The 25174-nt window shown below is 67.2% G+C and carries 24 protein-coding genes; 13 read left to right on the top strand and 11 right to left on the bottom strand.

Annotated features, from left to right (window positions below; genetic code table 11):
- Nucleotides 1–10 precede the first annotated feature (10 nt).
- The 3 genes from QO033_RS09750 to QO033_RS09740 form a co-directional block, all read right to left on the bottom strand.
- Entirely contained in the window at nt 11–679 is a 669-nt protein-coding gene (locus QO033_RS09750; protein ID WP_284480778.1) for an aspartate/glutamate racemase family protein, read from the bottom strand.
- Between the two features lie 203 nt (nt 680–882).
- Complete coding sequence (gene cobS / locus QO033_RS09745) at nt 883–1869, bottom strand: cobaltochelatase subunit CobS (protein WP_284480777.1); 987 nt, start codon at nt 1867–1869, stop codon at nt 883–885.
- Between the two features lie 563 nt (nt 1870–2432).
- Nucleotides 2433–3065, bottom strand: a complete 633-nt coding sequence (locus QO033_RS09740; protein WP_284480776.1) for a DnaJ domain-containing protein — start codon at nt 3063–3065, stop codon at nt 2433–2435.
- 108 nt (nt 3066–3173) lie between these two features.
- Here QO033_RS09740 and QO033_RS09735 point away from each other — a divergent pair, with 108 nt between their 5' ends.
- On the top strand, nt 3174–3440 hold the full coding sequence (locus tag QO033_RS09735) for a BolA family protein (RefSeq protein WP_284480775.1): 267 nt from the start codon (nt 3174–3176) through the stop codon (nt 3438–3440).
- Nucleotides 3441–3453: 13 nt separating this feature from the next.
- On the opposite strand, the gene QO033_RS09730 is transcribed toward QO033_RS09735, so the two are convergent.
- Nucleotides 3454–3951: a DUF4177 domain-containing protein gene (locus QO033_RS09730; RefSeq protein ID WP_284480774.1), complete on the bottom strand. Its 498-nt coding sequence runs from the start codon at nt 3949–3951 to the stop codon at nt 3454–3456.
- Between the two features lie 171 nt (nt 3952–4122).
- Nucleotides 4123–5883, bottom strand: coding sequence for a serine protease (locus tag QO033_RS09725; protein WP_284480773.1), 1761 nt, complete (start codon nt 5881–5883; stop codon nt 4123–4125).
- Between the two features lie 169 nt (nt 5884–6052).
- Here QO033_RS09725 and QO033_RS09720 point away from each other — a divergent pair, with 169 nt between their 5' ends.
- Nucleotides 6053–6985, top strand: a complete 933-nt coding sequence (locus tag QO033_RS09720) for a glycine--tRNA ligase subunit alpha (RefSeq protein ID WP_284480772.1) — start codon at nt 6053–6055, stop codon at nt 6983–6985.
- A 17-nt stretch (nt 6986–7002) separates the two neighbouring features.
- On the opposite strand, the gene QO033_RS09715 is transcribed toward QO033_RS09720, so the two are convergent.
- The gene (locus tag QO033_RS09715) at nt 7003–7635 is read right to left on the bottom strand and encodes a MarC family protein (RefSeq protein ID WP_284480771.1); all 633 of its coding nucleotides are present in this window, start codon (nt 7633–7635) and stop codon (nt 7003–7005) included.
- 83 nt (nt 7636–7718) lie between these two features.
- Here QO033_RS09715 and QO033_RS09710 point away from each other — a divergent pair, with 83 nt between their 5' ends.
- The 7 genes from QO033_RS09710 (at nt 7719) to glmM (ending at nt 17404) form a co-directional block, all read left to right on the top strand.
- Nucleotides 7719–8252 (top strand): DUF6446 family protein, encoded by a 534-nt coding sequence (locus tag QO033_RS09710; RefSeq protein ID WP_284480770.1) that lies wholly within the window; start codon nt 7719–7721, stop codon nt 8250–8252.
- Nucleotides 8194–10431, top strand: a complete 2238-nt coding sequence (glyS, locus tag QO033_RS09705) for a glycine--tRNA ligase subunit beta (protein ID WP_407682107.1) — start codon at nt 8194–8196, stop codon at nt 10429–10431. The genes QO033_RS09710 and glyS overlap by 59 nt, the downstream gene beginning before the upstream one ends.
- Before the next feature lie 189 nt (nt 10432–10620).
- Nucleotides 10621–13179, top strand: a complete 2559-nt coding sequence (locus QO033_RS09700) for a putative PEP-binding protein (RefSeq protein ID WP_321170044.1) — start codon at nt 10621–10623, stop codon at nt 13177–13179.
- 176 nt (nt 13180–13355) lie between these two features.
- On the top strand, nt 13356–14003 hold the full coding sequence (locus QO033_RS09695) for a cell wall hydrolase (protein WP_284480768.1): 648 nt from the start codon (nt 13356–13358) through the stop codon (nt 14001–14003).
- Between the two features lie 106 nt (nt 14004–14109).
- On the top strand, nt 14110–15036 hold the full coding sequence (locus QO033_RS09690; protein WP_284480767.1) for a dihydroneopterin aldolase: 927 nt from the start codon (nt 14110–14112) through the stop codon (nt 15034–15036).
- A complete protein-coding gene (gene folP, locus QO033_RS09685; RefSeq protein WP_284480766.1) occupies nt 15033–16034 on the top strand; it encodes a dihydropteroate synthase in 1002 nt (333 codons plus the stop codon). Before QO033_RS09690 ends, folP begins: the two co-directional genes overlap by 4 nt.
- Nucleotides 16035–16057: 23 nt before the next feature.
- Nucleotides 16058–17404 carry a phosphoglucosamine mutase gene (gene glmM, locus QO033_RS09680; protein WP_284480765.1) on the top strand — a complete coding sequence of 449 codons (1347 nt, stop codon included), beginning with the start codon at nt 16058–16060 and terminating at the stop codon, nt 17402–17404.
- 106 nt (nt 17405–17510) lie between these two features.
- On the opposite strand, the gene QO033_RS09675 is transcribed toward glmM, so the two are convergent.
- Nucleotides 17511–18032, bottom strand: a complete 522-nt coding sequence (locus tag QO033_RS09675) for a hemerythrin domain-containing protein (protein ID WP_284480764.1) — start codon at nt 18030–18032, stop codon at nt 17511–17513.
- 169 nt (nt 18033–18201) lie between these two features.
- Nucleotides 18202–19503 (bottom strand): MFS transporter, encoded by a 1302-nt coding sequence (locus tag QO033_RS09670; RefSeq protein WP_284480763.1) that lies wholly within the window; start codon nt 19501–19503, stop codon nt 18202–18204.
- A 287-nt stretch (nt 19504–19790) separates the two neighbouring features.
- On the opposite strand from QO033_RS09670, the gene QO033_RS09665 reads away from it, so the two are divergent.
- Entirely contained in the window at nt 19791–20285 is a 495-nt protein-coding gene (locus QO033_RS09665; protein ID WP_284480762.1) for a YbhB/YbcL family Raf kinase inhibitor-like protein, read from the top strand.
- A 75-nt stretch (nt 20286–20360) separates the two neighbouring features.
- Here the strand turns inward: QO033_RS09665 and QO033_RS09660 are convergent, their stop codons facing one another.
- A complete protein-coding gene (locus QO033_RS09660; RefSeq protein WP_284480761.1) occupies nt 20361–21284 on the bottom strand; it encodes an NADP-dependent oxidoreductase in 924 nt (307 codons plus the stop codon).
- A 127-nt stretch (nt 21285–21411) separates the two neighbouring features.
- Here QO033_RS09660 and QO033_RS09655 point away from each other — a divergent pair, with 127 nt between their 5' ends.
- A complete protein-coding gene (locus tag QO033_RS09655; protein ID WP_284480760.1) occupies nt 21412–21789 on the top strand; it encodes a winged helix-turn-helix transcriptional regulator in 378 nt (125 codons plus the stop codon).
- 57 nt (nt 21790–21846) lie between these two features.
- On the opposite strand, the gene ilvC is transcribed toward QO033_RS09655, so the two are convergent.
- Entirely contained in the window at nt 21847–22869 is a 1023-nt protein-coding gene (gene ilvC, locus QO033_RS09650; RefSeq protein WP_284480759.1) for a ketol-acid reductoisomerase, read from the bottom strand.
- A 132-nt stretch (nt 22870–23001) separates the two neighbouring features.
- Here ilvC and QO033_RS09645 point away from each other — a divergent pair, with 132 nt between their 5' ends.
- Nucleotides 23002–23457, top strand: a complete 456-nt coding sequence (locus QO033_RS09645) for an Lrp/AsnC family transcriptional regulator (protein ID WP_284480758.1) — start codon at nt 23002–23004, stop codon at nt 23455–23457.
- Nucleotides 23454–23912 (top strand): Lrp/AsnC family transcriptional regulator, encoded by a 459-nt coding sequence (locus tag QO033_RS09640; protein ID WP_284480757.1) that lies wholly within the window; start codon nt 23454–23456, stop codon nt 23910–23912. The genes QO033_RS09645 and QO033_RS09640 overlap by 4 nt, the downstream gene beginning before the upstream one ends.
- A 10-nt stretch (nt 23913–23922) precedes the next feature.
- On the opposite strand, the gene QO033_RS09635 is transcribed toward QO033_RS09640, so the two are convergent.
- A complete protein-coding gene (locus QO033_RS09635; protein ID WP_284480756.1) occupies nt 23923–25119 on the bottom strand; it encodes a UbiH/UbiF family hydroxylase in 1197 nt (398 codons plus the stop codon).
- Nucleotides 25120–25174: the final 55 nt, after the last annotated feature.

Raw genomic sequence — 25174 nt, 5'->3', positions numbered from 1 at the left:
GGGGCCGGACCTAGGCAGGCTGCATGGCCAGCGCGACCAGATGGTCGACATGAACATCCAGCGCGTCGATCACCGGGAAGCCGGGCGCGTGGCCGTAAAAGGCCAGCCCCAGATCGGTGCCGGCCAGCACGATGGCCTCGGCGCCACGGGCGATCATCTCCTGCCCGGCGGCGAAGATCAGCGCCCGCGTCTCGGCGTCGCAGTGCCCGGCGAGGGCGCTGGCGAGATAGGCCTCATGCACCGCGTCGGGATCGGCCGGGGCCAGTGTCCGGGTGCACGGCATCTGGCCGTAGACACCGCTGGTGGTGACCTGCCGGGTGCCGAGGAGCCCGACCGCTCCCAGCCCGCGCGCGACGCAATAGCTGTCGAGCGGGGTCACGGCACTGACCAGCGGCAGCGGCGTGATCGCCTCGGTTTCGGCGTAGCAGAAATGTCCGCCCAGAGAGGTTATGCTGCCGACATCCGCCCCCGCGCCCTTCAGCTGGGCCAGGTGGCGGGCATAGATCTGCGCCTGCGTGTCACGGGCATCGGCGGCGGCATTGGTCGTCAGCGTGGTGACGTCGGCATGGACGATGGTCAGCTCCAGGGGCCGCTCCAGCCTGCGAAAGGCGCCGACCAGTCGGGTGTAATATTCCACCGTCGCCGCCGGTCCGATGCCGCCGATCAATCCGATATGCATCTGCGTCCCTCCTGTCGTCAGGTCCCTGACCGAACCAGAAAGGCGCGGGCCAGTCAGCCCGCGCCCTGTGTTCTTCTCTGCCGAAATACTCCGGGGGAGGGGCCGCAGGCACCGGGGGCGGAGCCCCCTGATGTGCTGGGTAGGCGGAGCCCCCGGAACGATCCGGCGGACGGGGCTCCGTCCCTTCCGGTTGGCCGCGGACCTTATACCAAGCTGGCGCTGGCGGCGCTTTCGGGCAGTTCCTCGTCGAAGCAGCGCTGGTAGAACTCGGCCACGGTCTGGCGCTCCAGCTCGTCGCATTTGTTCAGGAAGGACAGCCGGAAGGCATAGCCTATGTCGCGGAAGATCTCGGCGTTCTGCGCCCAGTTGATCACCGTGCGCGGCGACATGACGGTGGACAGTTCGCCGCTCATGAAGGCGGTGCGGGTCATGTCCGCCACGGTCACCATCTGGCCCACCTTCTTGCGGCCGGCCTCGGTGTTGTAATGCGGCGCCTTCGACAGCACGATCATGGTCTCTGCGTCATGGCTGAGATAGTTCAGCGTCGCGACCAGCGACCAGCGGTCCATCTGGGCCTGGTTGATCTGCTGGGTGCCGTGATAGAGCCCGGTGGTATCGCCGAGACCGACGGTGTTCGCCGTGGCGAAGAGCCGGAAGTAGGGGTTGGGGGTGATGATCTCGTTCTGGTCGAGCAGGGTCAGCTTGCCGTCCGATTCCAGCACCCGCTGGATCACGAACATCACGTCGGCGCGGCCGGCGTCATATTCGTCAAAGACGATGGCGGTGGGGTTGCGCAGCGCCCAGGGCAGGATGCCTTCGTGGAACACGGTAACCTGCTTGCCGTCGACCAGCTTGATCGCGTCCTTGCCGATCAGGTCGATCCGGCTGACGTGGCTGTCGAGGTTGACGCGCACGCAGGGCCAGTTCAGGCGGCTGGCCACCTGTTCGATATGGGTCGATTTACCGGTGCCGTGATAGCCTTGGATCATCACCCGGCGGTTATGGGCAAAGCCGGCCAGGATCGCCAGGGTGGTGTCCGGATCGAACTTATAGGTCGGGTCGGCGGCGGGGACGCGATCGCTGCCTTCGGCAAACCCCTTCACCTTCATATCCGTGTCGATGCCGAATACGTCGCGCACCGAAATTTCTTCGCTGGGTTTTGCGTTGATGTCGAGCGCGCCGTCAGCCATGCATATCGTCCCTTAAATTCAAGTCTGCCGGCCGTATTGCCGGACAGCACCGTGGTGCAACATATCGCGGGCGGTGGCAAGGGGAAGGCGTTCGCTGCGGAACCCTGCGTCACCTTGGCCCCCTCGACACGGTCGCGCCTTGGGCAGCGGGGCCGGGTCGCGGCGGCACCGCAGTTCTCGGGGCAGGGATCGTTCGGCGCGCAGCGCGCCCTCCGGTGACGACAGGTCAGGCCGATCCTTGCCGGAACGCGTCGGCCGGGACAGCCGGTCGGCGCGACATCCGGTCCGCTCATCCGGCCGGGGGGAGAGCGACCGCCGACGGCATGCCGCCTTTTGCCCACCGGACATCGGAGCGGCCGGATCAAGAGCGAAGACGACCGAATCGTTGACCGCGCCGACGGGGCCTTTGTCGAGGCGTCTCCGTTCCGGTCACGGCACCGCATGATCCCGGGCGGTCAGCGACCGCCGGCGGCGGAAACAAGACCGGTCGAAGACAAACAACCAAAGAAAAACGGCCCGGGCCGGGGGGCCGGGGCCGCTGTTGCGACAGATCCCGCCGCGGATCAGTCCTTGAAGTTGCGGCTTTCCTTGATCTGCTCCCAGGCCCAGACGACTTCCTGCAGCTGTTCTTCCTGGCTGCGGTCGCCGCCGTTCATGTCGGGGTGCAGCACCTTGATCAGCTTCTTGTAGGCGCGGCGCACCTCGGCCTTGGTCCAGGTGTCCTTGGCTTCCAGGATTTCGACCGCGCGGCGCTCGGTCGGGGGCAGGCGGCGGCCGCTGCCGCTGCCGGCGTTGCGCCCGGGGTTCTTGGTGGCGTTGGAGCCCAGGACCTGATGCGGGTCCTCGATGCCCAGCCGGGCCCAGGCCCGCGCTTCGGGGTCACCCAGCGGCCGGGTGGTGCGTTCCCAGACCTTGTCTTTGGACTGCTGCGCATTCAGCTCGGCCTCGGTGGTGCCTTCGAAGAAGTTCCACTGCTGGTTGTATTCGCGGACGTGCTGCTGGCAGAACCAGTAGAAATCGTCCAGCACATCGGGGGCCTTCGGGGCGCGGAATTTCCCTGCCTCCTTGCAGCCAGGGTGATCGCAGACTCGGGTCGAGGTCTCAGACGCCCCCGACATGCCGCGGCGGCCGCGCGGGTTGCGTTTCTTGGCCGACGACACCGACATATCGAAGCCGAAAGGATCCGGTTTTGACATCGCGCTGTTCCTTTTCGAGGGAGCATTCTGGACTCGGACGCCAGAGTTTAATCTAAGTGGCGCCAGATTGAAGAGGGGGCGGCGAATTTTTTGCCGCATGAGCGAAATATGGGCAAGACAGGCAAGAAGGACGAGATCGAGCGGCGGCTCTCGGAGGCATTCGCGCCCGAGCTGCTGGAGGTCGTCGACGAGAGCGAACAGCACCGTGGCCACGCCGGTTACGCCGAGGGCGGTGAAAGCCATTTCCGGGTCCGGATCCGGGCGGCACCGCTGTCGGCGATGGGGCGGCTGGCCCGGCACCGGGCTGTGCACGCGGCGCTCGGGGCCGATCTGCTGGGGCGGATTCACGCCCTGGCGCTGGAGATCGGAGACTGAGCCGGTCGGCGGATCAGTCCCCCTTCGGTTTCTGCGCCCCGTCGTCGCGGCGGACCCCGGCCAGACGGGCCCGGGCCTTCAGCGCGGCGCCGATGCCGCCGGGCTCTTCGGCGGTGTCGGTTTCCTCCGCCTCATCCTCCGTATCCGCGGGCTCGGCGACATGCAGCGGCGGATCGGCGATTGGGGCCGAGGTCGGCGCCGGCGCGGCGGGGCCCCGGATCTCGCTGGTTTCGGCGGGCAGGTCGAGCACGCGCGGCGCGAAGTCCTCGGCGCCGGCCTCAACCGCGCGGCGGAACACCAGGACGTTGCGCCAGTTGACGGTGGAGCCGGTCAGCCCGCTGCGCTCGTCGCTGGGCAGCAGCTCGGCCCGGAGATATTCCCAGCCCTCCGCGCCCATCTGGTTCAGAGTGGTTTCGATCGACAGCGCGAAACGCGATTCCGGCGTTTTCACACCCTTGGCCTTGGTGCCTTTGGAGGGGGCGGGGACGACCTTGTATTCGTAGCGGGGCATTGACCTACCTTCGGTAACCGCGGGCAATGTATCAGCTTGCGGCGCGGGGAAAAGGGGCGGCGGGCGGCTCAGCGGCAGCCTGCCGGAAAACTGCGACGGGAAGATGAATCGCTGAACATGAAAACGCCCGGACCGATGTCCGGGCGCAATCACTTCGCGGGGATGGCGGGGTCAGTCCCAGCAGCCGACCAGGACGGTCATCCCCAGGGCCAGACGGCTCAGGTCGTCGGGCGGCAGCGGCGCGCCGGCGATGGCGTTCTGGCGCATCTCGACCCCGGCCTCGGTCAGAACCGATGCGACGGTGCCGGCATTGGCGGCGAAGCTCACCCCGTCGGGCAGGCGCTGAGCGCCGTCGGTGGCCGGCAGCAGCACCCCCAGTACCGCACCGGTCTGATCCAGCAGCGGGCCGCCGGCGTCGCCGGCAAGGGGGGAGAGCGCCAGCCGGGTCAGTCCGGCCTCGCCGTTCAGCCCCTTGAGGTCGGCGACGGTGCCGAAGGTCAGCGTCGCCGCGCCCAGTACGCCGCCATAGGAATAGCCGGAAACCGCCACCTCATCGCCGAGGCGGGGAGCGCCGGGGCGCAGCTGGGCGACGGTCATCGGCGCCAGCATCTGCGTCGGGCGCAGCAGGGCCAGCCCAGTGGCGCTGTCGGTGGTCATCACCTGCGCCTCGTAATCGTGGTCCAGGGTGATACGCCCGCAGCCGGCGACATTCGCCGCCGCCGTCAGCACCGTGCCCCTGGCATCGACATAGAAGCCCGAGCGCGACAGCCGCGGTTTGCGCACCGCCAGCCCGGAGACCAGATCGACATCCTGCGGCGCATCGGCGCCGGCGGCGGGGTCGAGCACACCGTCGAGCCGTTCGAAGCTCTGGCGCATGGCGGTCAGCACCCGGTCGCGGCGGGCCTCGTCGCCCTCCGGCCAGACCAGGGTGAAGCCCTTGATCTCGCCGCCCTGCAAGCTGGCCTGGGTGTAGGAGACGATGCCCTGGCCGCGGCCCTCGATGGTGAAGCTGTCGCGGTCCTTGGCGCGCGGCCCGGTGGTCGGCACGATCTCCAGCGTCTGCAGGATATCGTAAAGACCGAACAGCGTGGCCTGATCGCCCGGCTGGCTGATCAGCAGCAGCCGGATACCGTCGGGGGTGGTGGCGTCGTAATGGGCGAAGGGCGATTCATAGCGGGAGAATTTCACCGCACCCAGCGGCATCTGCATGGCGATGCCGGCGCTGTCGTCGCGGTGATAGCGCATGCCGACACTGATCAGCGGGGCATTGTATTCGTCCATCAGTGCGCGGCGCTGCAGGGTGGTCAACACCCCCGTCGCCTCATAGCCGCGGGCGGCCTGCCAGTCGGCCATGGAGGCGCGGGTGCCGCGCCCGAAGGCGCCGTCGATGGCGGCGTTGTAAAAGCCTGCCGCGGCCAGCGCGGTCTGCAGGTCGCGGCGGTCCTGCGCGGTCAGCAGCTGTTCGCTGCGCCGGGCCTGAGCCGGGGTCTCGTCCGCCGGTGCCTGCGTCCGGGCGGGGGCGGCGGGTTCCGCAACGGCGGTGTTGGTCTCGGGGGTGGGGGCCGGCGCCGCCAGCGTGCCCTGGCGCAGCACATCGGCGTCCGGCGGCCAGAACTGCTGGCTGTAGCTGTCGCTGCCGACGATATAGCTGTCGCGGGGGATATCGCCCCGCAGCCGGTAGACCCGCAGCACCTGCTCGGCATCGGCGGGGGCATAGGGGCCGAGCGCGATCCCGTACCAGCCACCGCCGAGCGCGAAGCCGTTGACGTCCTCCAGCCGGGCGGCAAAGGCCTCGGCGCGGTCGCGGGCGACGCTCAGGCTCGGGTGGGCTTCGATCTGGACCCAGGCGACCTCGGGGACCGCCTGCTGCGCCGCCGCGGGCCGGATCAGGCTGAACAAAACAAGCAGGATGGCGGCAAACACTCTGGGCATCAGGACTCTCGTGCTGGATCAAATGTACAGTTTTGCCGCACATAATCAGGAAACGGACGCAAAGACCATGGGCTAAAGGGTCCCGGTTTCCCCCTGTTGCGCGTTGACCCTGCCGGGCAGGGGGCATAGGAAAGGCGCGCCTTCACCCAGGTTCAGGACAGAGCGGCAGATGACCGAAAAACCCACGCCCCCACGTTCCTTCCAGGAAATCATCCTGCGGCTGCAGAGCTATTGGGCCGCGCGCGGCTGCGCGGTGCTGCAGCCCTACGACATGGAGGTCGGTGCCGGCACCTTCCATCCGGGCACGACGCTGCGCTCGCTCGGCTCGCGGCCTTGGGCGGCGGCCTATGTGCAGCCCTCGCGCCGTCCCACCGATGGCCGCTATGGCGAGAATCCCAACCGGTTGCAGCATTATTACCAGTATCAGGTGCTGATCAAACCCAGCCCGCCGGATCTGCAGGAGCTGTATCTGGGCAGTCTCGAAGCCATCGGCATCGACATGGAACTGCATGACATCCGCTTCGTCGAAGACGACTGGGAAAGCCCGACGCTCGGCGCCTGGGGGCTGGGCTGGGAGGTCTGGTGCGATGGCATGGAAGTCAGCCAGTTCACCTATTTCCAGCAGGTCGGCGGCCATGACTGTCACCCGGTCTCGGGCGAGCTGACCTACGGGCTGGAGCGTCTGGCGATGTATGTTCTGGGCATCGACCATGTGATGGACATGCCGTTCAACGATCCGCAGGCGCCGATCGCGCTGAAATACGGCGATGTCTTCCGCCAGACCGAGCAGGAATACAGCCGCTGGAACTTCGACGTGGCCGATACCGCGATGCTGCTGAAGCATTTCGAGGAAGCCGAGGCGGAATGCGAGGCGATCCTGTCGCAGCCAGCGATGGATCCGAAGACCGGCAAGCGCATCGTCATGGCACATCCCGCCTATGACCAGTGCATCAAGGCCAGCCATCTGTTCAACCTGCTCGACGCTCGCGGGGTGATCTCGGTCACCGAACGCCAGGCTTATATCGGCCGGGTGCGGGCGCTGGCGAAGAAATGCGCCGATGCCTTCGTGCAGACCGAGGCCGGAGGGTACGAGGCGGCATGACCCCGGCCCGCGCCGCCCTATGCCAGACCCGGCAGCAACGTCCTGAGCCCGCCCGCGATCATGTCGACCGCGATGGCGGCCAGGATCATGCCCATCAGCCGGATCATCACCGTGCGCAGGGTCTGGGACATCAGATGGCCGATATTGGCGGCGAAGTAGAACACGATGGCCAGCGCCAGCAGCGCGCCGGTCAGCACCAGGCCGATGGCGAGGTAATCGCCGCTGCCCTTGGCCTGGCCGGTGAACATGATGATCGTGGCGATGGTGCCAGGGCCCACCAGCATCGGGAAGGCCATCGGGTAGAAGGCGACGGTTTCGCGATCCTCGTTGGCGGCTTTCTCCGCCTCCGTCCCGTGATGCGCGGCGCCGGCGCGGCCGTTCAGCATGCCGAGCGCGATCATCAGCAGCACGACGCCACCGGCGGTTCGGAAATCCGCCACGCTGATGCCGAAGAAGGTCAGGATCTCGGTGCCGGCCAGCGCCACCACGGCGCAGAGGACGGCGCTGTAGCCCACAGTCATCAGCGCCGCGCGGCGTTGCGGCCCCGGCGCCATGTCGGAGGTGAGGCCGAGGAACATCGGCAGGTTCACGAAGGGGTTCATGATCGCGAAGATCGCCCCTGCGAATTTGATGAGAAATGCGCTGTCCACGCTCGGGTCCTCCGCCTGGATGTGCCGTGCCTAGCATCTGCCGCCGGCGGCGCCAAGCGGCAGCCCGGATCGGAGGTGTGGGCATGAACGGCAAGTTCGTGGCGTCGCTGATCGTTCTCTGCGCGCTGGTGGCGGGCGGGGCGATCTACTATCTGCAGGTCTACGGCTATTACTACCGGGTGGAGCCGCAGCCGGGCCGCGACGTGCAGCTGGTGGTGGCCGCCGACGGGCATGCAGAGGTCATTCCCTACGCCGATTTCCAGGCGATCGACGCCGACAGCTCGCCGATCCGCTATCGCGCCTGTTTCACCACGCCGCTCCGCGATGCCGATCTGGCCGCCCGCTATGCCCCGGTCGCCGGGGGCGAGCCGCTGGTCGCGCCGGGCTGGTTCGATTGCTTCGATGCCGAGGAGATCGGCGCGGGGCTCGAAGCCGGCCGCATCCATATCTACCTCTCGGCCAAGAACATCGCCTATGGCGTCGACCGGGTCGTCGCCGTCGCCCCCGACGGGCGGGGCTGGGCCTGGCACGAGCTGAACCATTGCGGTCGCAAGGCCTATGACGGCACCCCGGTGGGCGAGGATTGCCCGCCGCCGCCGAAAGAGGGCGGATCATGACACCGCCGGGCCGCGACCGCCGCAAGACCGATTTGACTGCAACACCCCACGGGCGCCGCCGCCCGAACCGCCCCGAGGACATCCGATGCCCGACCTTCTGATCGAACTCTTCTCCGAAGAAATCCCGGCCCGCATGCAGGCGCGCGCCGCCGAGGATCTGAAAAAGCGCGTCACCGACGGTCTGGTCGAGGCCGGTCTGACCTATGCCGGGGCGGCTGCCTTTCACACCCCGCGCCGGCTGACGCTGGCGCTGGAGGGGCTGCTGGCGCATTCGCCGACCCTGACCGAAGAGCGCAAGGGCCCCAAGGTCGGTGCGCCGGAGAAGGCGATCGAAGGCTTTCTGCGCGGCGCCGGGCTGACCCGCGATCAGCTGGAGGAGCGCGACACGCCGAAGGGCGCGGTCTATTTCGCCACGCTGACCAAGCCCGGCCGCCCGGCGGCCGAGATCGTGGCCGAGGTGCTGGAAGACACCATCCGCACCTTCCCCTGGCCGAAGTCGATGCGCTGGGGCGCGGGATCGCTGCGCTGGGTGCGGCCGCTGCATTCGATCCTCTGCATCCTGTCGGATGAGGCGGGGGCCAGCGTGGTACCGATGGAGGTGGACGGCATCGTCGCCGGCAACATCACCCGCGGTCACCGCTTCATGGCGCCGGCTGCCTTTACCGTCAGCGGGTTCGAGGATTACGCCGCCAAGCTGAAACGCGCCTGTGTGCTGCTGTCGGCCGAGGAGCGCGCCGAGCATATCTGGCAGGAAGCCACCAACATGGCCTTTGCCGCCGGGCTGGAGGTAGTCGAGGACAAGGGGCTGCTGGCCGAGGTCGCCGGCCTGGTGGAATGGCCGGTGGTGCTGATGGGCGAGATCGGCGCCGATTTCCTGGCGCTGCCGCCCGAGGTGCTGCAGACCTCGATGAAAGAGCATCAGAAGTTCTTCTCGGTCCGCGATCCCAAGACCGGCCGCATCGTGCGCTTCGTCACCGTCGCCAACCGCGAGACCGCCGATAACGGCAAGACCGTGCTGGCGGGCAATCAGAAGGTGCTGTCGGCGCGGCTGTCCGATGCCAAGTTCTTCTGGGAAAACGACCTGCGGGTGGCGCAGCATCAGGGGCTCACCGCCTGGACCGACCGGCTGGAAAACGTGACCTTCCACAACCAGCTGGGCAGCCAGAAGGCGCGGATCGCGCGGATTGCCCTGCTGGCGCGGGAACTGGCCCCGGTGGTCGGCACGGATGCGGATATGGCCGCCCAGGCGGCCGAGGTCGCCAAGGCCGATCTGTCGTCCGAGATGGTCTATGAATTCCCCGAACTGCAGGGGCTGATGGGGCGCTATTACGCCGAGGCTGCCGGCCTGCCGGCCGCGGTCGCCGCCGCCTGCGAAGAGCATTATTCGCCGCTCGGCCCCTCGGACGCGGTGCCGACCGCGCCGGTCTCAGTCACCGTGGCGCTGGCAGACAAGCTCGACACGCTGACCGGCTTCTGGGCCATCGACGAGAAACCCACGGGGTCGAAGGACCCCTTCGCGCTGCGCCGTGCCGCGCTGGGGGTGATCCGGCTGATCCTCGACAACGGGCTGCGGCTGCCGCTGACCGGGCTGTTCGAGGCCGGCATGGTCAATCAGACGGTCGATCCGCAGGCCACCGATTACCCGGAGATCGCCGCCGATCTGCTGGCCTTCTTCCACGACCGGCTGAAGGTGCACCTGCGTAAGGAAGGCATCCGTCACGATGTGATCGACGCCTGCCTGGCGATGCCGGGCAACGACGATCTGCTGCTGCTGGTGACCCGGGCCCGGGCGCTGTCGGAGGTGCTGGCCACTGACGAGGGCGAGAACCTGCTTCAGGGCTTCAAGCGGGCCAACAACATCCTCAGCCAGGCAGAGGAAAAGGACGGGGTCGAATATGCCTTCGGCGCCGATCCGAAATTCGCCGAGGACGACAGCGAACGCGCGCTCTTCGCGGCGCTCGATGCGGCCGAGGCGAAGATCGCGCCGGCGATGGCGGCCGAGGATTTCCCGGCGGCGATGGCGGCGATGGCGGCCCTGCGTGGCCCGATCGACGCTTTCTTCGAGGCGGTGCAGATCAACGCCGAGAACGAGATCCTGCGGCGCAACCGGCTGAATCTGCTGAACCAGATCCGCCGGGTCTGCGCCCAGGTGGCCGATCTGACCCGCGTTGGCGGCTGATCCGGCCCGGTCTTTGCCGATCCCTCCCCGGTGCGATGCGTGGGGGAGGGCGCCGCTGCCCGCCCGTGCCCGTCAGTACAGTGCCGGGAGGGGGCCGGGGTGGGGCTTTGACCGGGGCAGATCGGCTCAGAGACCCCTTGCGCCTGCGCATACCGGGTCTATGCTGCCTGCATAGCGATAGGTGCTGCAGTGCAGAATAATCCCGACATCCTTCTCATCACCTCCGATGCGGCGCTCGCGGCCAACCGGCATGGCGGGCGGGCGAAATGCCTGCAGCGTCTGGTCCGGCTGGATCTGCCGGTGCCGCGCACGGTGGCGCTGTCCTTTCAGGCGGTCAAACGGATCGCGGCGGGGCAGATGCCGGATATCGCCCAGGTGGATGCGCAGTTCGGCGAGGAGGCGCTGCTCTGTGTGCGGCCGTCGTCGGAGGATCCCGACTGGGGCGGGCCGGGGGCGGTTCTGAACATCGGCATGAACGACGCGCAATACCGTTGCCTGTCGGAGCGTCTGGGGCCGGGGGCGGCGGCGGCGCTCTATTCCCGCTTCGTGCAGGCCTACGCCACCCATGTGGCGCGGCTCGATCCGGATGTCTTCGACGGCGACCCGGTAGAAAGCCCCAAGGGGCTGCAGCGGATGCTGCGGGCCTATGAGGACGAGGCCGACGAACCCTTTCCGCAGTCGCGCAGCGACCAGCTGCGCGGTGTATTGCGGTCGATGGCGCGGGCCTGGGAGGGAACTTCGGCCCGGTTGCTGCGTCAGGCCAAGGGGGCGCCGGCGGATGCCGGCCTGGGGCTGGTGGTGCAGGAGATGATCCCGGGGCTCGGCCAGGGCGAATGCGGCTCCGGCGTGTTGCAGCTGGCCGATCCGGTCACCGGGCTGCCGCAGATCACCGGCCGTTACCTGAGCCAGAGCCAGGGCCGCGAGGCGCTGGGGGCCGGGGCGGCGGCGATCTATCTGGAGAAGGACCCGCGCGGCCCTTCGCTGGAGGAGCTGGCGCCGGAGGCCTTTGAGGCGCTCAAACGCGACGCGGCGCTGATGCGGCGCCGGCTGCGCGAAGAGATGCAGGTGGAATTCGTCATCCAGAACGGCGAGGTGCATATCCTCGACGGGGTGCGGGTGCCGCGCAGCCCGCGGGCGGCTGTGCGGATCGCCGTGCGGCTGGCCGAGGACGGCATCATCCCGCCGGAGGAGGCGGTGATGCGGGTCGACGCCCATTCGGTGAGCGAGCTGCTGCACCGTCAGGTGGCGCCGGACGCCGCGCGAGAGGTGCTGGCAACCGGCATCGGCGCCAGCCCGGGGGCGGCGACCGGCCGTATCGTCTTTTCCGCCGCCGCCGCACAGGCCAGCGCCGCGCGGGGCGAGGCCTGCATCCTGGTGCGCCGGGAAACCGCGCCGGAGGATGTGCGCGGCATGCATGCCGCCGCCGGGGTGCTGACCGAAAAGGGCGGCATGACCAGCCATGCGGCGGTGATCGGTCGCGGTCTGGGCCTGCCCTGCATCGTCGGCGCATCGGAGCTGACCTTCAACACCCGCGACAAGATGCTGCGCACCCCGGCGGGGCGGATCCTGCGCGAAAGCGACGTGATCACTATCGACGGCAGCACCGGGGAAATCCTCGCCGGAGAGCCGGAGATGCTGGAGGCGGCGCTGGACGATGCGTTCCAGACCCTGATGGGCTGGGCCGATACCTGCCGCGACATCGGGGTGCGGGCCAATGCCGATACCCCGGCCGATGCGCGCACCGCCCACAACTTCGACGCTGAGGGGATCGGGCTCTGCCGGACCGAACATATGTTCTTCGAACCCGGTCGGCTGACGGTGATGCGCGAGATGATCTTCGCCGACAGCAGCTCCGGCCGGGCCGAGGTGCTGGCTCGGCTACTGCCGATGCAGCGCGACGATTTCATTCAGCTTTTCAAGATCATGGAAGGCCGTCCGGTCTGTATCCGCCTGTTCGACCCGCCGCTGCACGAATTCCTGCCGGCGACCCGCTCGGGCCAGAGGGAACTGGCCGAGGCGCTGGACCTGCCGGTGTCGGACGTGACCCGGCGGATCGAGGCGATGGCCGAATACAACCCCATGCTGGGCCTGCGCGGCGTGCGGCTGGGGGTGACTGTGCCCGAGATCTACGAGATGCAGGCGCGCGCCATTTTCGAAGCGACGCTGGAAAGCGGCGCCGCCGGCGCTCCGATCGTGCCGGAGATCATGATCCCGCTGGTCAGCGCCAAGCGCGAGGTGGAGCTGATCAAGGGGCGGATCGATTCCGTCGCCGCGACGGTTCGGGCGCAGCGCGGCCGGGACTTTACCTATCGCCTGGGAGTGATGGTGGAGACGCCGCGCGCCGCTCTGCGCGCCGCCGAGATCGCGCCGAACGTGGCCTTTCTCAGCTTCGGCACCAACGACCTGACCCAGATGACCTACGGGCTGTCGCGCGACGACGCCGGCCGCTTCATGTCGGATTATGTCAACAAGGGCGTCTTCGCCGAAGACCCGTTCCATGTGCTCGATATCGACGGGGTGGGGGAGCTTCTGAAACTTGGCGCGGAACGGGGGCGGGCGGCACATCCGGGCTTGACTGTGTCGATCTGCGGTGAACACGGCGGTAACCCCGAATCAATCGCTTTTTGCCGCGAGGCTGGCTTCGATTACGTCTCCTGCTCGCCGTTCCGGGTTCCGGTCGCTCGGCTGGCTGCCGCTCAGTTGGCGATTGCCGAGAAAATTGGGGTGGGTCCGGCGAAAATCCCCTGAAATAAGGGGGTTACAGCCCCTCGCTTGAGAGGGGATAGGCACCGGAACGGGCGTTGTGACGTTCGTAAACTGCCCGTGATTTGGGCAGAACTGGACCTTTTGATCAATCTGGTCTAAGGGACCCCCTGCGCTTACCTGGGGAGGTTTGGCGCCAAACCAGTGTAGTGGGGTTTAAGATGAAAACTGTTTTGGCTGCTGCCGCAGTGTTTTGTACGGTGCTCCTGCCGTGTACCGTGTCCGCCGATACCGGCCTGAAGAACCTCTTCAAGCGCGAGCAGTCCGCTCTGGGCGCGATGCCCGATCAGCATCTGAAGTCGTTGCTGACCGCCGCGCATCCGAAACGCTCCAAGGGCAAGACGCCGGACTTCAGCTTCTCCAAGGCCTGGCTCGATGCCCAGCCGGAGGCCGAGGGCGGTGACAACTGGCGCTGCCTGTCCGAGGCGCTCTACTTCGAGGCCCGCGGCGAAACCGTGAAGGGCCAGTTCGCCGTCGCCGAAGTGATCATGAACCGGGTCCGCAGCGCGCGCTATCCCGATACGCTCTGTGGTGTGATCCGCCAGGGTACCGGCAAACGGTATCAGTGCCAGTTCACCTATACCTGCGACGGCCGGGCCGAGGTGATCCGCGAACCCCAGGCGTTTGAGCGCGTCTCGAAAGTGGCCCGTGCCATCATGGACGGCTTCGCCGGCAATCTGACCGACGGGGCCACCCACTACCACACGCTGGCGGTGAAACCGCGTTGGGCCAATGTCTATACCCGGACCGCGAAGATCGGTGACCACCTGTTCTATCGCCACAATTACCGGACCGCGTCCAGCAACTGAGCCAGGGCGCCGTTTTCCGGCGCTGGTGCGCCGCCCTTGGGCCTGTTAGAAGGGCGGCGACAGCGTAATCCTCCGCTGATCCAAGACCGACCAGAGGCCCCAGCCCATGAGCACCGAAACCCGTCTCGCCTTCGCCCATCCCATCGAACGGGCGCAGGCCACTGCGCCGCGTGGTCCGCTGGACCGGATTTCCCTGCGCGATCATGTGGTCGAGGTCGAGATCGGCGCTTTTCAGGCCGAGCGCGGCACCACCCAGCGGGTCGCCTTCAACGTGGTGGTCGAGGTGCAGCCGCTGACCGGCCCGATCGACGACGATGTCGACCGCATCCTCTCCTATGACAAGGTGACCGAGGCGATCCAGCATGAGCTGGCGGCCGAGCGGCTCAATCTTCTGGAAACCCTGGCGGAGCGGATCGCGGAACGCATCCTGCTTGAACCTCAGGCGGTAAGGGTTTTCGTTCGTATCGAAAAACTGGATCGCGGCCCCGGCGCGCTGGGGGTGGAGATCGTCCGTGCCCGCGACCAGGTCGCGCATGGGGCGCTGCAGCCGGCGGATGACGACCGGCCGCATCCGCGTCTGGTGTTCCTGTCGAACGCGGCGATCGCCTCGGACAATCTCTCCGGCTGGCTCGATCAGCTGGGCGCAGGGGGACGTCCGCCGATCCTCTGTGTCGGGGCGCCTTCGGTGCCGGCGCCGCAGACCCATCATCGCATGACCCAGCGCCGGATCGATCTGCTGGCGATTGAGCAGAACGCCTGGGTGCTGGCCGCCCGCGATCCGCGCTGTGTGGTGGTGGCCACCCGGACCGAGCTCGACTGGGCGATGCGGCACGGGCAGATCTGCGTCTGGGCGCCGTCGAAAATCGTGCTCGACGCGGTGGACGGGCCATCGGACCCGCATGATCCGGTGGCGCTGGCGGCCTGGTTCGCCACCACCTTCGCGGCCGAGGAGCTTCTGGTGATCGGCGCGGCACTGCCGGCGGATACCGGCGTCACCCTGCGCGCCCTGCCGGTGACGGAGGCACGGCTGTGACCTTCTACTACCGGCCGCTGGTGCAGCATGGTGCCGCCCGTCCCGAAGACGCCGTGCCGCTGGCCGGTGGGCCGCTCTGGTTCACCCATGTCGAGGCGCTGGCCCGGGGGCAGGCGCCCAGCGTCATTCCCGTCTGGGAGGTCCCGGAGCATGAGCTGGAGCCGCTGACCGCGCCGCGGGCGCCGGTGGCGGGGCTGGCGATGGATCGGCCGCAGATCATGGGCATTCTCAACACCACGCCGGACAGTTTTTCCGATGGCGGCCGCCACAACGCGCCGGAGGCGGCGCTGATCCATGCCCGCGCGATGATCGCGGCGGGGGCGTCGATCCTCGATATTGGCGGCGAATCCACCCGGCCCGGCGCCGCCGAAGTGCCGGTGGAGGAGGAAATCGCCCGCACCGCGCCGGTGATCGCGGCGCTGCGGGTGGAAAGCGATATCCCGATCTCGGTCGACACCCGCAAGGCGGCAGTGGCCCGGGCGGCGCTGGAGGCCGGGGGCGATCTGATCAACGATGTGTCCGGCTTCACCTTCGATCCGGAGCTGGTGCCGCTCTGCGCCGCGCAACAGGCGCCGGTCTGCGTGATGCATTCGCAGGGCGATCCGGAGACGATGCAGCAGGACCCGCAGTATGACGACGTTCTGCTCGACGTTTACGATTTCCTGGCGGCGCAGATCGCCCGGGCCGAGGCCGCAGGTATCCCGCGCGCGCGCATCGTCACCGATCCGGGCATCGGCTTTGGCAAGACCCGGGCGCATAACCTGACGCTGCTGCAGGGGATGGCGCTGTTTCACGGGCTGGGATGCCCGATCCTGCTGGGGGTGTCGCGCAAGGGGTTCATCGGCCATATCGGTCAGGCGCCCGATCCGGCGGCGCGGGCGCCGGGATCCATCGCGGTCGGGCTTGCGGGATTCGCCCAGGGCGTGCAAATTCTGCGTGTGCACGATGTGGCGGATACAACTCAGGCGGTGCGCCTGTGGCAGGCGGCACGCGGCTAGCACGAAGCTCTTTGGGGGATCGTATGCGGAAACTTTTCGGAACCGACGGTGTACGGGGCAGGGCCAATACCGCCCCGATGACGGCGGATATGGCGCTCAGGATCGGGGCGGCGGCGGGTCGGTATTTCCGCCGTGATCGTGGCAGCGCCCATCGGGTGGTGATCGGCAAGGACACGCGCCTGTCGGGCTACATGTTCGAAAACGCGCTGACCGCCGGGCTGACCTCGACCGGCATGAACGTGCTGTTGCTGGGGCCGGTGCCGACGCCCTGCGTCGGGCTGATGACCCGCTCGATGCGCGCCGATCTGGGGGTGATGATCTCCGCCAGCCACAACCCGGCCGAGGATAACGGCATCAAGTTCTTCGGCCCCGACGGATTCAAGCTGTCGGATCAGGCGGAGATCGAGATCGAGGCGCTGATCGAGGCCGGGGTGGAGCCGGCGCAGGCCGGCAATATCGGCCGCGCCAAGCGGATCGACGATGCGCGGTTCCGCTATGGCGAGCGGGTCAAATCCTCGCTGCCGCGCGATCTCAGGCTCGACGGGCTGAAGGTGGTGGTGGATTGCGCCAACGGGGCCGCCTATCGCGCCGCGCCGGAGATCCTGTGGGAACTGGGCGCCGATGTGGTGCCGGTGGGGGTCAGCCCGGACGGTCACAATATCAACGCCGGCTGCGGATCGACCCAGCCGCGCATCGCGGCCGAAACCGTGGTGGCCCATGGCGCCGATGTGGGTATCTGCCTGGACGGCGATGCCGACCGGGTGATCCTGATCGACGAAACCGGCCGGGTTGCCGATGGCGACCAGCTGATGGCGCTGCTGGCGGCCCGCTGGGCCGAGGACGGCGTGCTGTCCGGCGGCGCCCTGGTGGCGACGGTGATGTCGAACCTGGGGCTGGAAAGGTTCCTGGCCGGTCGTGGCATCGGACTGGAGCGCACCGGGGTCGGCGACCGCTATGTGGTGGAACGGATGCGCGCCGGCGGCTTCAACCTCGGCGGCGAACAGTCGGGCCATATCGTGATGACCGATCATGCCACCACCGGCGACGGGCTGATGGCCGGGCTGCATTTCCTGGCGGAGATGCTGCGCTCAGGCCAGAAGGCCAGCGTGCTGGCGCAGCAGTTCGAGCCGGTGCCGCAGCTGCTGAAGAACGTGCGCTTCGGCGCGGGGCAGGCCCCGCTGGAGCTTGGCAGCGTTCAGGCCGCGATCTCCGCCGCCGAACAGGCGCTGGAGGGGCAGGGGCGTCTGCTGATCCGCAAATCGGGAACCGAGCCGCTGATCCGGGTCATGGCGGAATGCGAGAATGAGGCGCTGCTGACGCAGACCGTTGACAGCGTGGTCGATGCGGTGAGCGAGGCGGTCTCGGCCTGAGCGCGGGTATCGCCAACAGTTTTACTAAAATCAATGTGGCCCCCGGGATTTTGCGTGAATCCCGGGGGTTGTGCTGTGGATTATATGTGGATGGTTTGCGTGGCGCTTAGCCGCGCAGCCGGTGATGCAGCAGGATCGGCACCGCCAGATCCTCCTCATCCGCCAGGTGGCGGTCGAGGAACCGGCGGATGGTCCGCGCCTCGCCCAGCACCTTGCCAGCCTCGTCACGCAGCTGCGTGGGGTCGAGCACCTCCAGCTGGATCATCCGGTTGCCGGCACGGGTGAAGCTGTCCAGCACCCCGTCGAGGCCCAGGTGATCGCCTTCCAGCATCTCCAGCCCGGCGGTGAACCGGGGATCGGCGGCCTCCAGTTCGGGAAAGAACTTGCGGTCTTCCCAGGTGTGGTGACCGTGCAGGCTGTGGACCAGCGCGTTGCCGTGCCGGCCGATGCGATGCAGATACAGATCCTGCTCCATCTCTTTCTCCAGAAAGCGCTCCGTATCCTCGACGATCACCTCGCCGAGGGCGCGGAAGGTTGCATGGGCCCCCATCCACTTGGCGATGGAGGCGGCGAAATTCGGGTGATCCGGCCATGTATCGCGCGGATACTCCCGAAGGAGGGCCGTCATGTCCTGCGGCAGGCCCCCTCTGGTGTCGATGCTCTGGGTCATCATGGGCGAGGAGATGGGGGAGGTGTTATGATATTGCAATGTGCGGCGCCGCAGTCCCGTCTGTGCGATGGGCAAACAAAAGGGGCGCCCGCCGGGGCGCCCCTCGATCCATCGGACAAGAGAGGGATCAGACCTTTTCACGCCCCATGGCCAGGATGCAGAACAGCGTGATCGCCGCGGCCGCCAGCAGGTAGTAGCCGACATAGGCCATGCCGTAGTTGGTCTGCAGCCAGGTCGCCGCATAGGGCGCCAGCGAGGCGCCGAAGATGCCGGCGAAGTTGAAGGTCAGCGACGAGCCGGTATAGCGCACCCGGGTCGGGAAGGGGGCGGCCAGTGCCGCGCCGATCACGCCATAGGTCAGCCCCATCAGGAACATGCCGATGGTGACGAAGCCATAGATCCCGCCCTCGCCGCCGGTCGACATCAGCGGCGCCAGGGTGAAGGAGAACAGGCCGATCAGCAGGGTGACCACGATCAGGAACTTGAACCGGCCGGTCATGTCGGCGACCTTGCCGGCCACCACGATCGAAATCCCGAAGATGACCGAGCCGTAGATCTGGATCTTCAGCGCGTCGAGGAAGGGGATCTTGATGACCTTGACGTTATAGGACAGCAGCCATGCCGAGCAGATGTAGAACAGCACGAAGGTCACCAGCGCCACGAAGGTCCCCAGCGCCAGGCTGCGCTTGTGCGACCGGAACACCTCGGCCACCGGCACCGAAACGCGCTCTTCCTTCTCTATGGCCTTGGCGAATTCCGGCGTTTCCGAAATCGTCAGCCGCACCCAGAGACCCAGCGCGATCAGCAGGATCGAGGCGATGAACGGCAGCCGCCAGCCCCAGGTGAGGAAATCGTCCTCGCTGATCACATGCAGCATGATCCAGTAGAAGCCCGACGAGATGAACAGCCCGACCGGCGCGCCCAGTTGCGGGAACATGCCGTACCAGCTGCGCTTGCCCTCCGGCGCGTTCTCGGTCGCCATCAGCACGGCGCCGCCCCATTCGCCACCGAGGCCGAAGCCCTGGCCGAACCGGCAGAGCGCCAGCAGCAGCGGCGCATAGACACCGATCTGGGCATAGGTCGGCAGGATGCCGATGATCACGGTGGAAATGCCCATGGTCAGAAGCGCCGCGACCAGCGTTGCCTTGCGGCCGATGCGGTCGCCGAAATGGCCGAAGATCACGGCACCGAAGGGGCGCGCGAAGAAGGCGATGGAGAAGGTCGCGAAGGAGGCCAGCAGCGCGGTCATCGGGTCCTGTCCGGGGAAGAACAGGGCCGGGAACACCAGCACGGCGGCGATGGCATAGGAGTAGAAGTCGAAGAATTCGATCGTGGTGCCGATCAGGCTGGCCAGCAGCACCTTGTGGGGGGCATTCGGCGGGACGCTCACGACCGAAGTATCGGCGGAGGCGAGAGAGGTGTCAGACATGGTTCCGATTTTGTAATTTTGTTTCGTTTTTTGGCGCGTTCCTCGGGCCAATCTTGCGTTTGAGCGCGTTACGCCTTTGGCAAGGGGGAGAAAACCCCGTCACCTCATGTGGTTAGCGGCAATGCGAATTCTGCATGCCTTGGCGCGCCGCCTGCCGGAGCGGTTGCTGAGGCCGCGGAACCGATCCGGGCCGGGTATCTGGGGGAGGCGATAAGAATTGATCCATGCGCGCGGCTGTGTATCGCTTGAGATCTTGGTGATCATTGCATGTTCAGAAAGGTTTATTGATGAAATGGATTCTGTCCGCAGCTCTCGCGCTGCTTTTGTCGACGCCGGCGATGGCCGGCGATTTTACCGCCGGGCTGGCGGCGCCCTGGAACGGCAAGACAATTCCGAAAGGCGCGCAATGTGGTCAGCAGGGCGGGTCTGGCCTGACGCCGCCGATCGTGTTGAGTGGTCTGCCAAAGGGCACGGTGGCGGTTCTGGTCGAATATGACGATCGGGATTACCGCCCGCTGAGCAGCGGCGGCGGGCACGGTATTCTGCTCTACCCGGTCAAGGGCAGCAGCGCCACCCTGCCGCAGGTGCCGGAGATGACCGCGAAATTGCCGCATGGCGTCCGCGTCTACAAACCCAGCCGCGCCTCCGGCAAGTTCAAGACGCCCGGGTTTATCGGCCCCTGCTCTGGCGGGCGCCACAATATGTATACTGCGACGATCAAACCGATCGATGGCCAGGGGCAGGTTCTGGGCAAGGTGAAGATCAAGCTGGGTCGGTACTGACCGATCCGGGCTTGCCGATCTAAGAGGCCCCCGATGGCGTGTCGGGGGCCGTCTGATGCTCCGGTCCGCGCGATCTCAGGGCGTCAGAACGATTTTCCCCACCGGGCGGGCGGCAAGCGCGGCATGCGCTTCCGCAGCCGCCCGCAGAGGGAAGCTCGCGGCGACATGGACGGTGAGCTTGCCGGCTTCGGCGAGACCGGCAAGCGCCTGCAGGCCGGCGGGATCGGGCCGGACCGTGATTCGGCTTGCGGTCTTGCCTTCGGCCTGCGCCCGGGCTTCGGTCGCGGGCTCCAGCGGCATCAGTGAGATCAGCCGCCCGCCCTCTGCCAGCGCGTTGAGCGAGGCGTCGGCATGGGCGCCGCCGATGGGATCGAGGATCACGTCGAACGGACCGGCCGCAGCGGCGTCTTCGCTGTTATAGTCGATGGCGCGATCCGCGCCGAACTGCCGAAGCGCCGCGCTCTTGCCGGCGCTGGAGGTCGCGACGACCTCGGCGCCGCATGCGTGCGCGATCTGCACGGCCAGATGGCCGACTCCGCCGGCGCCGCCATGGATCAGAATGCGCTCCCCCGCCTGGAGCGCCGCATGGTCGGTCAGCGCCTGCCAAGCGGTGAGCCCGGCCAGCGGCAGCGCACCGGCCTGAAGATCGCTCAGCGCGGCCGGGGTCCTGACCAGCTCGGCCGCCGGGGCGATCACCTTGTCGGCATAGGCGCCGGCCTCTGCCGGGAACCGGATCAGCCCCATCACCCGGTCGCCCGCGGCGAGGTCGGAGACCTCAGACCCCAGGGCATCGACCCGCCCGGCGATATCCCAGCCCAGGCGGAACGGCGGCTGCCCCAACAGTGGCAGCGCCCCGGCACGGATGAAACTGTCGACCGGGTTGATCCCGGCCGCTGCCATGGCGATGCGCAGTTCTCCCGGGCCCGGGACGGGGTCGGGGGCGGTGCTCAGGCGCAGCACGTCAGGCCCGCCGAAAGCGGTTTGCGAAATCAGGTTCATGATGTGGTCTCCTGTCGGATGTCCGGTTGCGGACCTCTGGAACCCGGACCTGTCCGGGCCCGACACTATACATGAGATAGTGGCTATGGATTGTGAAGAACGCACTTTGAGGGTATAGACTTACCGCATGGAAAGCAGAGATTTCGTCACCTACGATGTGTTCCGTCGGAGCTGCCCCTCGCACACGGTGCTGGAGGTCCTGAGCAACAAGTGGCTCTACCTGGCGATGATGGCGCTGCGCAGCGGGCGGCATCGCTTCACCGACCTGCAGCGGCGGCTTGAGGGGGTTTCTCCCAAGATGCTGACCCAGACGCTACGGGGGCTGGAGCGCGACGGGCTGATCGTGCGAGAGGTTTTTCCGGTGGTGCCGCCGCGGGTGGAATACGAGCTGACACCGCTGGGCCGGGAATTCGCGCGGCTTCTGGGGCAGATCTGCGACTGGGCGATCGCCAATGTGCCGGAGATTCTGGAGGCGCGCGAACGCTATGCCGGGCGCGAGAAATAGCGGCAAACAAAAAGGGGCCCGCAAGGGCCCCTTTCGCGATCCGGGATGCCGGACCGATCAGTTCTTGGCTTTGTCGACCAGCTTGCCAGCGGTGATCCAGGGCATCATCTCGCGCAGCTTGCTGCCAACCTGCTCGACCAGGTGCTCGTCGTTGATCCGGCGGGTCGCCTTGAAGAACGGCTGGTTGACCGAGTTTTCCAGCATGAAGTCGCGCACGAACTTGCCGTTCTGGATGTCGGTCAGAACGCCCTTCATGCGGGCCTTGGTTTCCTCGTAGGGCAGAACCCGCGGGCCGGACACGTATTCGCCGTATTCGGCGGTGTTCGAGATCGAGTAGTTCATGTTGGCGATGCCGCCTTCATAGATCAGGTCGACGATCAGCTTCATCTCGTGCAGGCACTCGAAATAGGCCATTTCCGGTGCGTAGCCGGCTTCGACCAGGGTTTCGAAGCCCATGCGCATCAGTTCGACCACACCGCCGCACAGAACCGCCTGTTCGCCGAAGAGGTCGGTTTCGCATTCTTCGCGGAAGTTGGTTTCGATGATGCCCGAGCGGCCGCCACCGATGGCGGAGCAATAGGACAGGCCGATTTCCAGCGCGCGGCCGGAGGCGTCGTTGGCCACGGCGACCAGGCAGGGCACGCCGCCGCCCTTGACGTATTCGCCACGCACGGTGTGGCCCGGGCCTTTGGGGGCCATCATGATCACGTCGACGCCGGCTTTCGGCTCGATCAGGCCGAAGTGCACGTTCAGACCGTGGGCGAAGGCGATCGCGGCACCTTCCTTCAGGTTGTCGTGGACGTATTTCTTGTAGGTGTCGGCCTGCAGTTCATCGGGCATGGTGAACATGATCAGGTCGCACCAGGCGGCGGCCTCGGCGATGCCCATCACGGTCAGGCCTTCGGCTTCGGCCTTCTTGGCGCTGGCGGAGCCTTCGCGCAGGGCGACGACCAGGTTCTTGGCTCCCGAATCGCGCAGGTTCAGCGCGTGGGCATGGCCTTGGCTGCCATAGCCGAGGATGGCCACTTTCATGTCCTTGATCAGGTTGATGTCGCAATCGCGATCGTAATAAACGCGCATGGATTTGCTCCGGTTCTTGGGTTGACCAGCGCAAGATGCGCCTGTCGGTTGCGATAATCAGCATGGAAATTGGAATATTCCCGACAGTCTGTTAGAGGATCATTCTAGAACTGGCTTTAGTTTGGAAAAATCATGCTCGACGATACCGATCGGCGCCTGTTGCGCCATCTGCAGGCGGACCCGCGGCAATCGGTGGCCGATCTGGCGCGCAGCTCGGGGGTGGCGGCCTCCAAGGCCTATAAGCGGCTGGAACGGATGGAGGCCTTGGGGGTGCTCAAGGGCCAGCGCGCGGTGATCGACTGGCATGCCCTGGGCTACGCGGTGGAGGTGTCGCTGCGCGTCAGCCTCGACAAGACAGAACCGCAGGCCTTCGACCGCTTCATCGCTGCCGCCCGCGAGGTGCCGGAAGTGTCCGAAATCCAGACCTTTCTGGGCCGCGTCGATGTGCGGTTGACCGTCCTGGCCCGCGACATGCCGCATTACCAGGAGCTATATCGCAGCCGCATCCTGACCCTGCCGCATATCACCGAGATCGAAGCGCTGATGCATGTGGCGACGATCAAGGATGTGGAGACATTGCCGATATGATCGATCTCGACGATATCGACCGGGCGCTGCTGCGGGCGCTGCAGGAGGATGCGACGCTGAACGCCGCCGAACTGGGGCGGCGGCAGGGCATCAGCCAGCCGGTGGCCTGGCGCCGGGTGAAGCGGCTGGAAGACGCCGGGGTGATCCGCGGGCGCCGGCTGGATCTGGACCGCGAGGCGCTCGGCTTCGGTGTGACGGTGTTTCTCGGCATCAAGCTGGCCAATCACGGCCGGGTCAGCCTGGCCGATTTCGAACGCGCGGTCACCGCCATCCCGGAGGTTCTGACGGTCCAGCACGTGCTGGGACGCTACGATTACCGGTTGCGGGTGGTGGCGCGCGATCTGGCCGATTTCGAACGGGTGCTGCGGCGCCGGATCATGACCCTGCCGGGGGCCGGAGAGGTCGAGGCCAATGTGGTGCTGAGCGAGGAACGCCGGCCCGGGCCGATCGGCTAGGCGCGCGGCGTCAGCGCACGCCCAGCCCCATCTGCATCAGCGTCCGCCGCACCGGCGGCAGCGAATAGAGCGTGTTGAGCCCGGCGGCGCGCAGGTCGCGCAGCGGCTGCGCCTCGGCCATGGAGGCGCGGTTCAGCAGGTCGATGCCGCGCACCCGCACCATCATCTCGGTATGGCGGGCCTTGTGATAGGCGTCCAGCATCTGGGCATCGCCCAGCCCGTCGCGGCGGGCCAGCGCCAGATCGTAGAGCGCCCGCAGATCGCCGAGCGAGGTGTTCAGCCCCTGGGCGCCGATCGGCGGCACCACATGGGCGGCCTCGGCCATCAGCGCCACGCGCTCGCCCGCCATCCGTTCGGCCCATTGGCTGATGATCGGCCAGACCGTGCGGCGGGAGGCGAGCTTGAGCGGCCCGTAGAGCCCGCAGGAGCGTTCGGTCATCGCCGCCTCGAACGTGGCGGGGGCCATCTCCAGCAGCTCCTGAATGCGCGGCCCGCGCTCCATCCAGACCAGCGCGGAGGAGGGACTGCCCTGATAATCCGGCAGTGGCACCAGGGTGAAGGGCCCGCCGGAGCGGTGGATCTCGGTCGATACGTTGTCATGCGGTATCGGATGGGTGGTCGCCAGCGCCAGCGCCTTCTGCCCGTAACGGCTGGTGTGCACCCGGATGCCGGCGGCCTCCCGCATCGGAGAGTTGCGGCCATCTGCCGCCACCACCAGACGGGCGCTGACCCGGCTGCCGTCGCTGAGGCCGACGCGTGCCTCTGCCGTGCGGGTGAACAGGCTGGTGGTGCCGGTGCCGGGGCGGTAATCGACATTGGCGAGCCCGGCCAGATGGGCCGAGAGCTCACGCCGGAGCAGCCAGTTCGGCAGGTTCCAGCCAAACGGCTGGTCCGAGATATCGGCGGCGTTGAAATCGCGCACGACGCGCGGGGTCGGCGTTTCGCCTCCGGCATCGACGATGCGCATGATCTGCAGCGCCGCCGCCTCGGGGGCGAGGCGATCCCACAGGCCGGCCTCGGCCATCAGCGCCTGACCGGGTTGCAGGATGGCCGTGGTCCTGAGGTCTGAGCCCTCGGCGTCGCGGTCGGTGATCGGTGGCGCCGGATCAACGCAGATCACGTCGAACCCGGCATGGCCGAAGACCGCCGCGGCGGTCAGCCCGGCGATGCCGCCACCGGAAATCAGGATATCGCAGCTGTCGGTCATGGTCTTTCTCCGGCCGGGATCGGGGGCAGGTTAATCCGCCCCCGCGGCAGAGACC

Source organism: Pseudodonghicola flavimaris (genome assembly GCF_030164425.1).
Taxonomy (GTDB): Bacteria; Pseudomonadota; Alphaproteobacteria; order Rhodobacterales; family Rhodobacteraceae; genus Pseudodonghicola; species Pseudodonghicola flavimaris.
Note: the sequence above shows the minus strand (reverse complement) of the source record. Positions and strands in the feature narration are given on the sequence as shown.